This is a genomic window from Priestia sp. YIM B13551, from assembly GCF_042787905.1.
Lineage (GTDB): Bacteria > Bacillota > Bacilli > Bacillales > Bacillaceae_H > Priestia.
Window position 1 is genome coordinate 791,823 of sequence record NZ_JBHZOX010000001.1, and the last position, 14,131, is coordinate 805,953.

General features: G+C 37.7%; 18 protein-coding genes. 7 read left to right on the forward strand and 11 right to left on the reverse strand.

The genetic code is table 11. The features are described from left to right. The first annotated feature begins 89 nt into the window (after nt 1-89). The 3 genes from ACFX4N_RS04090 (at nt 90) to ACFX4N_RS04100 (ending at nt 1,029) form a co-directional block, all read left to right on the forward strand. Complete coding sequence (locus ACFX4N_RS04090) at nt 90-398, forward strand: flagellar hook-associated protein FlgK (protein ID WP_013056797.1); 309 nt, start codon at nt 90-92, stop codon at nt 396-398. 141 nt (nt 399-539) lie between these two features. Continuing rightward, complete coding sequence (locus tag ACFX4N_RS04095; protein ID WP_013056796.1) at nt 540-686, forward strand: hypothetical protein; 147 nt, start codon at nt 540-542, stop codon at nt 684-686. Between the two features lie 130 nt (nt 687-816). Then, on the forward strand, nt 817-1,029 hold the full coding sequence (locus tag ACFX4N_RS04100; protein WP_013056795.1) for a hypothetical protein: 213 nt from the start codon (nt 817-819) through the stop codon (nt 1,027-1,029). Nucleotides 1,030-1,089: 60 nt separating this feature from the next. Here the strand turns inward: ACFX4N_RS04100 and ACFX4N_RS04105 are convergent, their stop codons facing one another. The 5 genes from ACFX4N_RS04105 to ACFX4N_RS04125 form a co-directional block, all read right to left on the reverse strand. Beyond that, nucleotides 1,090-1,524 (reverse strand): MerR family transcriptional regulator, encoded by a 435-nt coding sequence (locus tag ACFX4N_RS04105; protein WP_013056794.1) that lies wholly within the window; start codon nt 1,522-1,524, stop codon nt 1,090-1,092. Nucleotides 1,525-1,762: 238 nt separating this feature from the next. Next, complete coding sequence (locus ACFX4N_RS04110) at nt 1,763-1,900, reverse strand: hypothetical protein (RefSeq protein WP_377260879.1); 138 nt, start codon at nt 1,898-1,900, stop codon at nt 1,763-1,765. A 147-nt stretch (nt 1,901-2,047) separates the two neighbouring features. Beyond that, nucleotides 2,048-2,656, reverse strand: a complete 609-nt coding sequence (locus ACFX4N_RS04115; RefSeq protein ID WP_013056792.1) for a methyltransferase — start codon at nt 2,654-2,656, stop codon at nt 2,048-2,050. 68 nt (nt 2,657-2,724) lie between these two features. Further along, on the reverse strand, nt 2,725-2,901 hold the full coding sequence (locus tag ACFX4N_RS04120; RefSeq protein WP_013056791.1) for a hypothetical protein: 177 nt from the start codon (nt 2,899-2,901) through the stop codon (nt 2,725-2,727). A 95-nt stretch (nt 2,902-2,996) separates the two neighbouring features. After that, nucleotides 2,997-3,611 carry a poly-gamma-glutamate hydrolase family protein gene (locus tag ACFX4N_RS04125; protein ID WP_029321439.1) on the reverse strand — a complete coding sequence of 205 codons (615 nt, stop codon included), beginning with the start codon at nt 3,609-3,611 and terminating at the stop codon, nt 2,997-2,999. A gap of 391 nt (nt 3,612-4,002) precedes the next feature. On the opposite strand from ACFX4N_RS04125, the gene cyoE reads away from it, so the two are divergent. Then, on the forward strand, nt 4,003-4,920 hold the full coding sequence (gene cyoE / locus ACFX4N_RS04130) for a heme o synthase (protein ID WP_013056789.1): 918 nt from the start codon (nt 4,003-4,005) through the stop codon (nt 4,918-4,920). A gap of 24 nt (nt 4,921-4,944) precedes the next feature. Here the strand turns inward: cyoE and ACFX4N_RS04135 are convergent, their stop codons facing one another. Continuing rightward, nucleotides 4,945-5,883, reverse strand: coding sequence for a carbohydrate kinase family protein (locus ACFX4N_RS04135; protein ID WP_057273075.1), 939 nt, complete (start codon nt 5,881-5,883; stop codon nt 4,945-4,947). A gap of 1 nt (nt 5,884) precedes the next feature. Then, the gene (locus tag ACFX4N_RS04140; RefSeq protein ID WP_029321430.1) at nt 5,885-6,094 is read right to left on the reverse strand and encodes a cysteine-rich CWC family protein; all 210 of its coding nucleotides are present in this window, start codon (nt 6,092-6,094) and stop codon (nt 5,885-5,887) included. A gap of 163 nt (nt 6,095-6,257) precedes the next feature. On the opposite strand from ACFX4N_RS04140, the gene ACFX4N_RS04145 reads away from it, so the two are divergent. Continuing rightward, on the forward strand, nt 6,258-7,613 hold the full coding sequence (locus ACFX4N_RS04145; protein ID WP_057273074.1) for a D-serine ammonia-lyase: 1,356 nt from the start codon (nt 6,258-6,260) through the stop codon (nt 7,611-7,613). A 35-nt stretch (nt 7,614-7,648) separates the two neighbouring features. Here ACFX4N_RS04145 and ACFX4N_RS04150 read toward each other — a convergent pair whose 3' ends face one another. The 3 genes from ACFX4N_RS04150 to ACFX4N_RS04160 all read right to left on the reverse strand — a co-directional run bounded on the left by ACFX4N_RS04150 (nt 7,649) and on the right by ACFX4N_RS04160 (nt 10,980). Beyond that, nucleotides 7,649-9,031, reverse strand: coding sequence for a PH domain-containing protein (locus ACFX4N_RS04150; RefSeq protein WP_223272349.1), 1,383 nt, complete (start codon nt 9,029-9,031; stop codon nt 7,649-7,651). Next, nucleotides 9,024-9,506, reverse strand: a complete 483-nt coding sequence (locus ACFX4N_RS04155) for a PH domain-containing protein (RefSeq protein WP_057273073.1) — start codon at nt 9,504-9,506, stop codon at nt 9,024-9,026. Before ACFX4N_RS04155 ends, ACFX4N_RS04150 begins: the two co-directional genes overlap by 8 nt. Nucleotides 9,507-9,648: 142 nt before the next feature. Continuing rightward, nucleotides 9,649-10,980, reverse strand: a complete 1,332-nt coding sequence (locus ACFX4N_RS04160) for an NAD-dependent malic enzyme (RefSeq protein ID WP_014460373.1) — start codon at nt 10,978-10,980, stop codon at nt 9,649-9,651. 301 nt (nt 10,981-11,281) lie between these two features. Here ACFX4N_RS04160 and ACFX4N_RS04165 point away from each other — a divergent pair, with 301 nt between their 5' ends. Continuing rightward, entirely contained in the window at nt 11,282-11,860 is a 579-nt protein-coding gene (locus ACFX4N_RS04165) for an LOG family protein (protein ID WP_029321425.1), read from the forward strand. Nucleotides 11,861-11,889: 29 nt separating this feature from the next. On the opposite strand, the gene ACFX4N_RS04170 is transcribed toward ACFX4N_RS04165, so the two are convergent. Then, entirely contained in the window at nt 11,890-13,101 is a 1,212-nt protein-coding gene (locus ACFX4N_RS04170) for a cytochrome P450 (RefSeq protein ID WP_013056782.1), read from the reverse strand. Between the two features lie 285 nt (nt 13,102-13,386). On the opposite strand from ACFX4N_RS04170, the gene ACFX4N_RS04175 reads away from it, so the two are divergent. Beyond that, nucleotides 13,387-14,118: a ZIP family metal transporter gene (locus ACFX4N_RS04175; protein ID WP_013056781.1), complete on the forward strand. Its 732-nt coding sequence runs from the start codon at nt 13,387-13,389 to the stop codon at nt 14,116-14,118. Nucleotides 14,119-14,131 lie beyond the last annotated feature (13 nt).

Sequence of the window (14,131 nt, forward strand, 5' to 3'; positions counted from 1 at the left end):
TAGGTATGTGCCTATAGCATTTTTCTTATCTTCGCATACGTTATATCGTGTTTGATTTGAAATTACTATTTAAAAGGAGCGATGCCCTAATGAACCCTTATTATTTCAACCCTGGATACATTCCTCAGCAAGTTGATTACTCAGTTCAACAATACTATCCCCCTTACGTACCACAGCATGAAGAATACGATGAAAGACAGCAGCTTCAAAATCTTGGAGGATTTGAACGAAGAATTCGTGCCCTTGAGAGACAAAATGAGGAGCAAGTCAGAGAAATTACTCGTTTAAATCGAGTTGTGGAGCGACATACTGATCGTATAAACAGATTAAATCAGCGCTTACGCAATGTAGAAAGAAGACTTAACATTCCATTTACAGCAAGCCAGGACGGATTTTAAACTCACCTTAAGCATTCCCGTTTCTTTTGAGCGAGAATGCTTTTTTACATGTCTTCCGTCGTTTTTGATAGCACAAAGGATATTTGATTAAACTTTACATAAAATAAAATTTGACTATGAAAAAGAAAAGGAGAAAATCACATGAAATCACCTGTTGTTATTTGTCCTAACTGTCATTCTCAAAAAGAGCTTGCTACCGTTTTAACTGCTCAGTCCAATCAAAACGTTATCTATACATGCTCAGCTTGCGGATATAAGCTGACAAACATTAAAACAAGCAAAGGATAATAAGTATCTCTCACCTCACTTAGTACCTATACTCAATACGTTCCTTCTGTCCACATACAAAAATTAACGTTTACGTAAATGTTATTAATTTTGTATACTAATAGTATTATGGGAAAGGGAGTTGAAGAAGTTGAAGTTTAAAATGAAGGAACGCGGGCAGCTGCATTTGAGTCCCGAAGGAAAACAATTGATTTTAGACTTGTACGAATCAAATATGATGGAATCTGTAAATGAAGCTTTGGATGCTGAAACAAGAAGCTTTCACAGTGGAAAAGCCGATGGGATACAGGCTATTCTACTTCTTTTAGGAGTACAGCTAGAAGAAAACACTTCACAATCATAAATGAATGCCCTATAAAAACCGTAAAAGCAGACGCACTCTTCTGGTGAATGCGCCTGCTTTTTATGATTCTTCCTGCTCAAATTTTACAATTGCAGTCTTAGCACGATCTCTCAGTGACAGAAGATCAGACTCTACTTTTAAGATATTTTTCTTTTTCTGTTCAATCAGCTTGAGCTGCTCTTCTACCGTATGTAACACTTGCTCTAACTTTTCTTTTTGTTGACTTGTTCCTTTCACTTGCCTATAATCCATCTTTTGTATTTCAAGAGTATCACTTAAAGCAAGAAATTCCTGTAATTCTTGAAGCGAAAAACCCATGACTTCTTTGGCATTCGTAATTTTCTTTAAAAATTCTACATGTTCTTCGGTGTACAGACGAAATCCACCTTCACTTCTTGGAGGTGCTGGCATCAGTCCAATTTGTTCATAATAACGAATTGTACGTTTTGTTAAACCGCTTTGCTTCGCTACATCATCTATTTTTAGTTCACTCATTTTTAAATCCCCTTTAATCAATTCACAATGTCAACTTTTCATACTTGTTACTATTATACACTAACGCTAGATATCTCAAAACAAATCTGAACAGCTGTACACTTATTTAAAAATAAATAAGCAATTTTTTTACCCTTTTTTAGAGTAAAAAAATTGCTTATACAGTATATGCTGGGTTCTTTTCTCTAAAACCTTATCATAAGTGCCGTTTTTGTTAATTTACGATTTAGCATACAAATTAATAAATTTGTTTTTGAGAGTTCTTATTTCTATCCACTAAATGTTTATTAACTTGTATGTAGCCTTCTCTTTCTGTACTAGCCCCGCCTACGCTGAGTACACCGATAGCCACGCATGCTATCCAACCTAATTTCATTATAACAGAAAGCGCTTACATAATAAAGTGTTATGCTTTAATTTCTAAAAAGTTATAAATAAAAGCAGCAGATATTTTTCCACCTCCTGCTGACTTGTTAAATAGAACCGGCACGATACAGCTTTATCAAACAGTAAATACGTCGTCTTAATAAGCTACTTTATAAATCAAAAACCGTTCATATGGGTTTTTACGATCCAACTCTGGCAGCATTACCTCTTCTTTTAAAATGAAAGAAGGGTGTTTTTCGAGATGATGAAGATAATCCTCCGAACTATAATATAAAATCAAATCAATCTCGCGCTTATTCTCTTCCCACGAAAGCAAAATATTGTTCACTACTTGGATAAAAATTTGAACTGAAAAAGGATTAAAAAAATAAAAGCAGTTGTCTAGTGGATGAATCTTATATTCCTGGGCTAAACAACACTGAAAATGAATATGATGTTTGCGACCCTTGGCTTTTTTTAAATAGCGCCTCTGGTTATCTATGGCCTGCTCATAAAAGTGTTCATTCATTTCTACCCCTACAGCGGTGGCATTGCACAGGTAGTTCACATAAAAATTTAGCCTTCCTTTTCCACACCCGAAGTCGACAATTCTATCGCTGCTTGTTAGCTCATACTGAGTGAAAAGTGTTTCTAATGCACTATAAGGCGTGGGTTCATAACGGTGGTAATGAAATGAATCATTGAATCCCTTTTGTTCTCCCGTTGTTTTTATATTTAATAAAGCGTCATAATATTGCTCATTCATAGCCAATCTCCTGTTTTTAGTTGTTGAAAAAGAGAAAGAAGGACAGATGTCCTTCTTTCTCTTTTTTCTCACTCTACTTTCACACGCATTTCTGATATTTTAAGACCAATCTCTTCGATTAACTGCACAGCTTCCGCTCGTTTTTGATCATCTAATGTGCTGATTCCCCGTACGTCTACGCTTTTTAAATATCGATAAGAGGCTTTAAGACGTTCTAGGGTATCTTCTTGGTCAAATGTTTTCACGATTATCTCCTCCAGTATATGTAGTTACTATATGTATACCACAAACATGTCCGTAATAAATCTAACCTGTTTAATAAATACTAAACGTATCTGATTTATCTAAGAGGAAATGCACTTCTAATAGCTGATATATACTCAAAAAATTCCTGGGTTTTCGAATTTTTACGTTCATTTCTCGTATTAGTTGCAAAAAAAGCTTCTCTTTGCGCTTTACTTATCTCAATTTGCACACCCATCCGCCTAGCTGTTTTATTGGTTATATTTCTAGGGCTTGTACCGGAAAAAGGGTCTTGATCTGATAAAATTTCTGTACTAAAACCTTTGGAAACAAGCGCTTCATGTACTTTGGACCTTAACGCTTTGTCAGCACCGCCGATTTTAGTGTGTTTTTCACTTTTATCATTGTATCCATGAAAAGATACTACATAGTCTTCTTTCGATATAATAGTTAGCGCATGAGGTTCATCAAAATGAGTGGATGTGATATGAAGATCGGCATTTCCTGCTTTCTTTAACCCTTCAAATATATAGTACGAGTATTCGTTTCCTGCTAGCCCAACAGCAAGTTCGGATGTTCCAGTTTCGATACCTCCGCCGTGTATCGCAAGCATAATAATGTTAGAAGGTCTGATTTCAAATTGAATTTTGTAGTCTTGGTTGTATACTTCATAAGAGGCAAGTTCAGAGAAGCTAGCATATTTATCTGGCATCATATATCCTCCTTGTGAATAAGACATAGTAAATAAACTTATTAGTTCTTTCTTTAATGTACCACATCTTTTCTTTCATCACATACTATGTGATTGCAATTACCAATAAATATGGTACGATTAAGTTCGAGTTTCTTGCTCGTTAAAAGTTCACCAGATAGTCAAAATTTTCATTTTTAAGCATTCCATTTTTATCTTATAATAAAGGATGTACTTATTTTTAATTGGTAATTCGACATTTTTCTTTGTTTTTTTAAAAAGTTCAAGGAATGTTAACAAATTTTACGAGCAACCTTGATGTAATTACGATATTTTTTTGTTAAAATAGTTTAGTTGATTAATAAAGATTAGGTTTATTCATGCAAGAATAAGCTCAAAAAGGAGAATTGCTGTGAAAAATACCGAAGTTATCACAAAGGAATCACTTCCTATCAATCAGTATTTTTCCCGGGAAGTAATCAGTGCTATTATAAAAACTGGGATTATTAAATCGAACTCACTAGGAATGGTTGCTGGGCTTTGTCTCGCAATTGCTGTTAATGACTTAAGCTTTGTGACACAAATTCCTATCATTATTTTGGCTTTAATTGGGACATCCTTTGTCGTAGGAGGAGCTGGGGCAGTTAATAACTTCTATGACCGTGATATTGATGCGATCATGAAACGTACGAAAGACAGACCGACGGTAACAGGAGCGGTCAACCCTAAATTTGCTCTATGGTTAGGACTGGCTTTATTTGTTATCGGTGTAGGTATTTTATTTTTAGTTTCTAACATGGCCGCCATTATGGGTATTTTAGGATTTTTCTTTTATGTAGTGCCTTACACTATGCTTACAAAACGTACAACCATTTATAATACCGAAGTCGGAAGTATTTCTGGAGCTATGCCTCCAATCATTGGCTGGGCCGCTATTTCACCAGACTTATTTCATCCGGTAGCAATTGGATTGTTTGTATTTATGTTTTTATGGCAGCCTCCTCACTTCTACGCTATTGCGATTAGAAGACTTGAGGAATATAAAGCCGCAGGTGTACCAATGCTTCCTGTAGTAAAAGGTATCCGTCGTTCCAAAGTCCAAACGCTTGTATACCTAGTTATTTTACTAGCGGCATCTTTCTTATTTTTGTCGTTTAGTAAAATTATCGCATTTACAATGTTCGGTTTAACATTAGTGTGGATGCTTCTTGGAATTGTTGGATTTAAAAAATTAGAAGATACAAAATGGGCTACTTTAATGTTTGTGTTCTCATTGAACCATCTTACGATTATTTTTGCCCTTATGATTATACTGTCATTTTTTAAATAATAAACTTTCAAAAGCAGGTAGCTATCAGCTACCTGCTTTTATACTAGATACATCTTTTGCTTTAAGCGAAATTATTCCTCCATACCTTGCCGAAACTGCTCCACCTAACGCGTTAGCAAAGGTTGTGTACTGCTTCTGTGACTCCTCACTTTCAGGTAATCCTTTTTCGTGAACGCACCATAAAATTCCTGCCATAAATGCATCACCCGCTCCCGTCGTGTCTATCGCCTGCACTTCTTTTGCACTCACATGAAGCGTTTGATTTGCAGTAACGGCTGCTGCGCCATTTTCTCCCTGAGTGACCCATACGTACGGAATATGATATGCTCTCAGTTTTTCTAGGCTTTCTGTCAGGTCTGCTGAATTCATCAAAAATAGGAGCTCATCTTGAGAGATTTTCAAAATGTCTGTTTCGGACAAAAACGGTGTCACGATATTTCTACATGCTGCTTCACTTTCCCATCTTTTCATTCGAATATTTGGATCAAATGCTACAAGCATACGATGTTTTTTTGCGAGCCTCACAGCTTCTTTTGTAGTTTCCTGAGAAGTCGGATGAAACAACGTACCTGATCCAAAATAAAAAATCGCTGCCTGCTCAAATAAAGCTTCCTGCAGCTCATGTTTATACACTTGCTCATGAGGTGTAGAATCTATGTAGGAATGAAAGTAACGATCTCCTTCTTTACTTTTATGTACATACACTTCACAAACTTTTTTAGTCTCCGATATTACACAGCCGCTTTGATTCACTCCTTCAATTAAAAGGTTCTTTCTTACAAAATCACTTGTTTCATCACTGCCTAACTTGCAGATATAATATGCTTTTGCTCCTAACTTCTGAACTCCAACTGCTACATTAACGGTTGTGCCTCCCAAAAAAGGGTCAAAGCTAGTGTTAAATTCGTTTTTAGCAATATAATCAATAAATGCCTCACCGTATGAAATAATTCCTTTTTTCAAGTTAATCCTCACCTTCTTTCTTCTGTCTCCCAACGCATTTGACACATACACACGCTTTTCCTCTGCTTTCTAAAGGAATTTGTTTAAACAGACCAGGAGTAAAAACTTTCTGCATACACCAACACTTTTCTATTTCTCTGCCTTGTACAGAAGCACAGTTATTTTTTTCTCCGCAGATAGGACATCTGCTATCATCGCCTGAAAATGGCATGAATTCCTCTCCTTTTTTTCTATGTAATTGTATAGATTATCTTTATTAGTATACAAGAGGTGGTTAAAATGTGCTTTCTGCTTTTTGATATTTTCGTTTTCAACTTCTTCTATTCTTGATACTATACATATAAAGGAAATAACATATTGCGAAAGGAGCCTTTATGACGACACATTTATTTCACCAAAAGCCCCTTGCTACATGGATGCATGAATATCCTTTATTAACACCTTTAATCAATAAACAGGAAATACTTTGGATAAATCCTTATATAAAACCTTCTCAAGGAGAACTTTCTTCACTTTCTTTACATACCAAAGATATAAAAGATGCAAAAGAACGTCTTTCTCGCTTTTCTTCTTTTCTTCAAATCGCTTTTCCGGAGCTGAAAGCATCAAAAGGAATCATTGAATCACCTCTTCAAGAAATTGCATACATGAAAGACTATTTAAATCAACAAATGAATAACATGCTGCAAGGAAAATTACTGATGAAATGCGATCATGATCTTCCCATATCAGGTTCTATTAAAGCAAGAGGCGGCATTTATGAAGTATTAAAATTTGCTGAAAGTCTTGCTATCAAAGAAGGACTGCTTACCGAGGAAGACAGCTACGCTCTTCTAGCTGAAGAACGATGTAAAAAGTTATTTTCTTCTTATTCCATTGCAGTAGGATCTACCGGTAATTTAGGTTTAAGCATTGGTATTATGAGCGCTACTCTCGGCTTTAACGTCACCGTCCATATGTCAGCGGACGCTGAAAAATGGAAAAAAGATCTGCTTCGTTCTAAAGGTGTAACCGTTATTGAATATCAGTCTGACTACGGAAAAGCCGTGGAAGAAGGACGAAAGCAAGCCGAAGCAGACCCCGCCTGTCATTTTATTGACGATGAGCAGTCTAGAGATTTATTTCTTGGTTATTCCGTCGCTGCTTTACGTTTGAAAAAGCAGCTAGCCGAGCTGCGGATTCAAGTAGACGCCGAACACCCTTTATTTGTCTATTTACCTTGCGGAGTAGGCGGAGGTCCTGGCGGTATTACGTTTGGATTAAAAGCAATATACGGTGATCACGTTCACTGCTTTTTTGCTGAACCTACTCACTCTCCTTGCATGCTGCTTGGATTAATGACCGAGCTGCATGATGGCATTTCCGTTACGGATATTGGACTTGATAACGCAACAGCTGCCGATGGACTAGCTGTAGGAAGGCCATCTAGCTTTGTAGGCGAAACGATAAAATCGCTTATTAGCGGAATTTATACCGTAGAAGATGATCAGCTTTTCCGATTTATTTATGAGCTAGCCAATCGTGAAAATATGTATATAGAACCTTCAGCAGCGGCTGGTCTACAAGGACCTCTCCACCTGATGGAAAGCGGGTCTTCCTATATACAAGCGCAAGGACTAGAAAACGATATGTCAAAAGCTACTCACCTTGTATGGTCAACTGGAGGCAGTATGGTGCCAGTTGAGGTGATGAATAGCTATTACGAGCAAGGGAAAAAATTTAATGAATAGATAACGTCAAAAGGCATGGAGAACAATGATGTTCTTCATGCCTTTTTAGACGAAGTAGCTTGCAGAAAGATAGGATGCCAAATCTCAAATGGAAAATATCCCGACTTATAGCTGCCGCTTGTACCCATAGTTGCAATTTTTATTTTCCTGTATCCTTTTTTCCATAAAAAGGTGCCTGCAAAAACCTCAATTTCTTCTATTTTCTTTCTTCTAATAATCGTTGTTTTTCGTGTTAAAAACTGCGATCGAATACTGACAAATACATCGTTCATCATTAAGCCGCCTTGACGATAGCCCCCCCAGTGAATAAGTACGTATACAAGGCATAGCACAGCAATAATCCACACAAACATGGATTTCCAAAAGCTGATGCCAATCCCTGCCGCCGCAAATAACAAGACCGGTACTAGTAATGGATACCACGCATATTGAATTGCTGTATTTCTTGGACACTTTATATATTCATAGTGCGGCACATATACGTTCATTAACGCTGCAATCTTTTTTTGCTGGATAAACGGGTGCAAATAGACCTTTTCTTTTAAATCAGAGGTTACGACGTTTAACGAAACGGAAGACCATCCAAATAAGCGTCGAACCAACCCTTCCTCTATCGTAACAGCCTGTATTTTATGAAAAGGAATCGTAAGGGATTTCTTATTTAACAGTCCGTATTTAATATGTAGATAATGATCGTAGCGTTCTACGGTAAAACCGCCAAATCGTATCACATATAAAACGATAGACAGCAAATAAGCAAGCACCACAATTACAGCCACTAATACAAATAAACCAAGCATCGATTGATGAATCACTTCTTCGTAAGCTGTCTTCACCCAGCGGTTGATATACGTATCAATATACTGATAGAGAAAACCAAGAGCAGCAAATATATAGCCAAAATTCCCGGAAAACGCAGCAGCTAACGCCAGCTGTTTCACCGACACTTTCATCGTACGTTCAGGACTTTTTTCCCTTATTTCCGGCTGACTCCCTGACAGCTTTAACGTATCTTTAAGATGGTGCGCTTCTTTTAGTGAAATACCAGATAAATCAATTTCAGCATCTGTACCGCTGCTGGCCGTGTCAATACGAAGCCGGGCTAAGCGAAGAATTCTAAAAACAAAAGGCTGATCTAACTGAATCGATTGAATGCGATTTCGTTGAATAAATCTTTTTTCTTTTTTAAAAATCCCTTTATACAGACGCACTTCCGTTTCCGTTACTTCATAACGAAATTCCTTCCAAGTAAAAAAAGCAAATAAAGCGACTACGCCTCCCGCTAATAGCGTTGCCCACCAATATGTAAACAACAGGTGCCGATTGACAATAAATACAAACACAAAAGGCAGGATATTATTTTTTATATGTTCAATAAATGCTATTGCAATATATAGCGGATGCAGCCGCTTACTCATCTTCATCATCTACCTCTGCTAGTCTAGCAATATACTCTCGCAGTGCTTCAGCATCTCTTTGTACAAGTGCAGGAATTTCGACGCTTCCAGCTGCTGTGATGATTTTAACAGATGCCAAGTCAAATTTTCGAAAAATCGGCCCTGTCAACGTTTCAACGTGCTGCACTTTCACAAGCGGAATTTTCGTATGATACCAGATGAAAAGCCCTCTTTGTACATCAATTTGAGTATCTGTGACTTCATATGAATATACATTCATATATACATTTGGAGCTATAATTGTATATATGATAAAGCTCACGATTAATAGTCCAGCTGATATCCATCCAATAATTGACCACCAATCAAAAAAATGAACGAGTAGAAAATAACCCGCTGTTGCAAGAAGCCACAGGCTATGCGTAAAAATGGATTGCCAGCGCATCGCTTTTTTAGCCTCGAGGGGCAATTTGCCCTTTAAATGTTCAAACTCCATAAAAACTCCTTTCTCTACCTTTTTTACTATTTCTATTACTATATTACGTTAAAAAAGGAAAAAAGTTTCATAGTTTGCTATTTTCTTATTATTTTTTGATAAAAAACAAACAAGGCTGCCTATTTCGAGGCAGCCTTGTTTGTTATCGATAAACGCCGTCTTTCTCTCCGTGTACAACAGCCGCTCTTTCAACTGCTTCAGATACTGCTTCATGTACAGCTAGATTAAGAGGATGAGGAACTAAATCGCCTGGACGCGTTGAATTTGCAATGGCTTCAGCTGCAGCTACAAGCATCGTATGCGTAATATCGCGCACCCCCGCATTTAACACTCCTCTGAAAATACCTGGGAAGCCAAGTACATTATTTACTGACCTTCCGTCAGTAGCGTAAATAGCTCCTGCTTCAAGAGCATCTTCAGGTTCAATTTCTGGCTTTGGATTAGAAAGTGCTAGAATGATTTGCCCTTTTCGAATCCATTCTTTTTGTATTAAGCCAGGTACACCTGTTGTCGCAATAACAATATCACAGTTCTCCATAAGCTCTTCTAATGAATCCGCTACTTTTCCACCGTAGCTGACTAAGCGCTCATTCGCTTCAGGAGACTTATCAGCTCCTATCACCTGTTTAACACCGTAAGCCATGAACATTCTGCAAGTAGCGATGCCGGCAGCTCCTAAGCCGATTTGTCCTACTTTTGCTTCTTTCAAATTCACACCTGTGCTGCGACAAGCTGAGATAGCTGCCGCTAGCGTCACCACCGCTGTTCCGTGCTGATCATCATGCATAACTGGAATATCGAGCTCTTCTTTTAAACGTTCTTCAATTTCAAAGCAGTGAGGCGACCCTATATCTTCTAGTAAAATACCGCCAAATCCCGGTGAAATATTTTTAACCGTTTGAATGATTTCTTCCGGCTCATTTACATTCAACAAAATAGGGATAGCGTTTACATTGGCAAGTTGATCAAATAACGCAGCTTTTCCTTCCATAACAGGCATTCCTGCAACTGGACCAATATTTCCTAATCCTAGTATAGCGGTACCATCTGTTACAATCGCAACCGTGTTTCCAATACTCGTATAAATCTTCGCTTTGTCCGGCTGTTCTTGAATAGCACGGCAAACGTTTGCTACACCAGGGGTATATACTCTTCTTAAATCAGCAATTGACTCAATTTTCATTTTGCTTTTCATTTGAATTTTGCCGCCTTCATGCGCATGAAGAACTTCATCTGATACTGTATGTAAAGTAATGCCTTCTAAACTGCGAACCGCTTCAAGCAATTCCTCAAGCTGGTCTTCACTTTCTACTTGAACCGTAATGCTTCTCATGGTGTAGTTATGTCCTACTTTAACGGTTTCAACTTCGCCAATATCTCCTCCAACATTTCCAATAGCTGTTGCTACTCTTCCTAAGTTTCCCGGTACGGTCGGTGTTTGTACCATTAATGTGCGTATTAAATTGTTCATCATATCCCCCTTGTCTTAATCCTGCAAGTACGTATGCTTACTAATTGAAACGTTTAAAATGGTCAAATTTCCTATAAGTTCATGTTATCTACTTATCTTACAAGTAGATCTATACGTACTGTCTTTTCCATTAAAAGAAAAGCAATAGATAACGCTTTCAAACAGACGTTTCGCTTTGATTATAAGCAAAGTTTTTAGAATAATCAAGCGATGACATTGTGAAAATTCATAAATTATTAAGAAGGAATTTGTTCTTCACAAACAGAAAAGACTTATATAGAAAAGAAACAAAGGAGTGAATCAATTGAAATCAATTTGTGTGTTTGCAGGATCAAGCGCTGGAATAAAAACAGAATATAAAGAGGCCGCCGTCTCGCTAGGACGCTACATGGCCCAAAAAAACTACCGGCTGATTTACGGAGGCTCGCGAATGGGCCTGATGGGAGAAGTCGCAAATGAAATGCTTCAGCATGGAGGCGAAGTCATCGGCATTATGCCCCGCGGTTTGTTTAGCGGTGAAATTGTTCATACCGCGCTGACAGAACTCATCGAAGTAGAGAGCATGCATGAGCGAAAGGCAACTATGCACGAGTTAGCTGATGGTTATATTGCGCTTCCTGGAGGTTTCGGGACATTTGAAGAGTTGTTTGAGGCTCTTTGCTGGGCTCAAATTGGTATACATAAAAAACCAGTAGGGTTATTAAATGTGAACGGCTACTACAACCCGCTTATGCAAATGGTTCAGCATGCCGTAGATGAAGGGTTTTCTACGGATTCTGCTATTCGTCTCATCAACATTTCTGATACTCCCGAGCAGCTTATCTCTTCAATGGACACGTACACGTCCCCTTCAGAGGACCAAAAATGGAACACTGAACGCTAAAAAGCAAGCGCATAATTTGCGCTCGCTTTTTAAGCTTTATTAAAAGTAATCTCGTATTTTTTTACGCCAAAAACAAAAGGGCTGCCTATTGGCTTTAAAGACTGATTTTGAACTTTCGAAAATTCTCCTTTTTCTAGTAACTTAGTAAAAGCAATTTTCCCTTCCATTCTTGCTAGCGGTGCTCCTAAGCAAAAATGGATGCCAAATCCAAAGCTCACGTGAGGATTTGTTTTACGATGCACGACAAAAGTGTCAGGACGTTCAAACTTAGCTGAATCTCTATTTGCACTCGCTGCCCAGCTAATTACCTGCTGTCCTTTTTTAATCTTACACTCTCCAAGTTCTACATCTTCAGCAGCTATGCGTCCAATCGCTTGAATAGGAGGATAATAGCGAAGCGTTTCTTCTACCAGGTTCGGAACTAGCGATATGTCTCGACGAACTTCATTCTGCACGTCTACGTCTTCTGTCATATACCGAACTCCGTTCGTAATTAAGTTTGTTGTTGTCTCATTACCTGCTACTAGCAATAAAATACAAAACCCCAGCACTTCCTCTTCTGTTAAATGCTCGCCGTCGATTTCTGCTTCTAAAAGAAGCGAAATGAGATCTTCTTGTTTATTTTGCTGACGCTCCGCAATAATTTCTTTAAAATACCCTTGTAAAAAAATCACGCCTTCATTACGCTTTTGCATCATTTTCGCAAAAGCTTCGTCTGAATTATTTTCAGCACCGCTCACTAAGTCATCGGAGTATTTTTTAAACAGTGCTCGGTCTTGTATTGGTACTCCTAGCAGCTCTGCTATTACAATAATCGGCAGTGGTCCAGCAAAGTCTTCTACTATGTCAAACTTTTTTTTGCTGCTTACTTCATCTAATAAATAATCTGCAATCTCTTCAATATGACCCTCCAAGTGCTGAATAGCTCTTGGCGTAAAAGCTTTGTTTACTAAGTTTCGTAACTTTGTATGTTTTGGAGGGTCCATCATTAAAATACTTTCTTGGCGTTCTTCCATTGCTCGTTTGGATGAAAAAAGCGACGGGTTTTTTAAAATATACTTTACTGTTTCATAATCAAATACATCCCAGCAGTTTCGGCTTTCATCGTAACGAATAGGTGCCTCTTGACGCAGACTGTTATAAATATCAAATGGGTAAAGCTGCTGTTCAACTGATTTGATTTCTTGCATAGGAATCCAGTTAGCATAGCGATTTTCTCTTTTTACTGCTTTTGAATTCATCTCGTATTCCTTCTTTCGTTTAAAAGTGACCTCGTTAAGTTTTTTAATCTTCTACAGATCAAAGAATTTTTTTCCATATTTGTATCTTTTGATCAGACTATCACAAGGTTTTTTCACTTTCAACGGACATAATCAGAAAATTTTGTCAATTATACAGAAGACTTATTTTATTTAAGGTCTAAATCAGTGATTCTTTTCCATTTTTTTAGTTCATTTATCTTGTTTCATAATAATCATAGAGATGGTTACACTACAAGTAAGTACGTAAGAAAGTAGGGATCTCATGTGATAGATGCCCTTATGTGGGGTGGTGTCTCAGGCTCAGCTGTATTAATTGGAGCTATTATAGCTATTTTTATACCTTTAAAAAAACAGTTGACTGCTTATATTATGGCTTTTGGCACGGGCGTTTTGTTAGGAGCTGCTGCTTACGAGCTCATTCAAGATTCGGTAAAAGAAGCGGGAATCATTGCTTCTTCTTTAGGCTTTTTAACAGGCGCAGCACTTTTTACTCTTCTTGACATCTCCTTAGCTAAAAAAGGCGCTCACAAAAGAAAACGTTCGGACCACCTTGTCCCCGCTAGCTCGGGACTAGCCATTTTTATTGGTACCATTATGGATGCTATACCTGAGTCACTGATGATTGGCGCAAGTTTGATTGAACAGCACCACGTTAGCTGGCTGCTTGTTGTTTCTATTTTTATCAGCAATATACCCGAAGGAATCTCCGGGACAAGCGGACTACTAAAAAGCCAATATAAGCAAAAGAAAATTTTTTCATTATGGCTTTCTGTCTTCTTTATATCAGCTCTTTGTTCTTGGATTGGATATCTATTTCTTCAAAATGCTACCCCAAACATGATGGGTTTTATTGCCTCATTCGCCGGGGGTGGAATTGTGTCAATGGTTGCTTCTACGATGTTGCCGGAAGCTTTTGAAGAAGGTGGCCCTGTTATTGGTTTTATTGCTTCATTAGGGTTATTAACTTCTATTATTTTGGATTATCTTTCTTTTTAGTGAATAAACTTAT

What these genes read in the sequence shown, in the direction of transcription:
- ACFX4N_RS04140 (WP_029321430.1), bottom strand. Translation starts at nt 6,094, where the DNA reads ATGCCATTTTCAGGCGATGATAGCAGATGTCCTATCTGCGGAGAAAAA.
- ACFX4N_RS04115 (WP_013056792.1), bottom strand. Translation starts at nt 2,656, where the DNA reads ATGAATGAGCAATATTATGACGCTTTATTAAATATAAAAACAACGGGA.
- ACFX4N_RS04155 (WP_057273073.1), bottom strand. Translation starts at nt 9,506, where the DNA reads ATGGAGTTTGAACATTTAAAGGGCAAATTGCCCCTCGAGGCTAAAAAA.
- ACFX4N_RS04110 (WP_377260879.1), bottom strand. Translation starts at nt 1,900, where the DNA reads ATGAAATTAGGTTGGATAGCATGCGTGGCTATCGGTGTACTCAGCGTA.
- ACFX4N_RS04125 (WP_029321439.1), bottom strand. Translation starts at nt 3,611, where the DNA reads ATGCCAGATAAATATGCTAGCTTCTCTGAACTTGCCTCTTATGAAGTA.
- ACFX4N_RS04150 (WP_223272349.1), bottom strand. Translation starts at nt 9,031, where the DNA reads ATGAGTAAGCGGCTGCATCCGCTATATATTGCAATAGCATTTATTGAA.
- ACFX4N_RS04170 (WP_013056782.1), bottom strand. Translation starts at nt 13,101, where the DNA reads ATGAATTCAAAAGCAGTAAAAAGAGAAAATCGCTATGCTAACTGGATT.
- ACFX4N_RS04095 (WP_013056796.1), top strand. Translation starts at nt 540, where the DNA reads ATGAAATCACCTGTTGTTATTTGTCCTAACTGTCATTCTCAAAAAGAG.
- ACFX4N_RS04090 (WP_013056797.1), top strand. Translation starts at nt 90, where the DNA reads ATGAACCCTTATTATTTCAACCCTGGATACATTCCTCAGCAAGTTGAT.
- ACFX4N_RS04105 (WP_013056794.1), bottom strand. Translation starts at nt 1,524, where the DNA reads ATGAGTGAACTAAAAATAGATGATGTAGCGAAGCAAAGCGGTTTAACA.
- ACFX4N_RS04160 (WP_014460373.1), bottom strand. Translation starts at nt 10,980, where the DNA reads ATGATGAACAATTTAATACGCACATTAATGGTACAAACACCGACCGTA.
- ACFX4N_RS04145 (WP_057273074.1), top strand. Translation starts at nt 6,258, where the DNA reads ATGACGACACATTTATTTCACCAAAAGCCCCTTGCTACATGGATGCAT.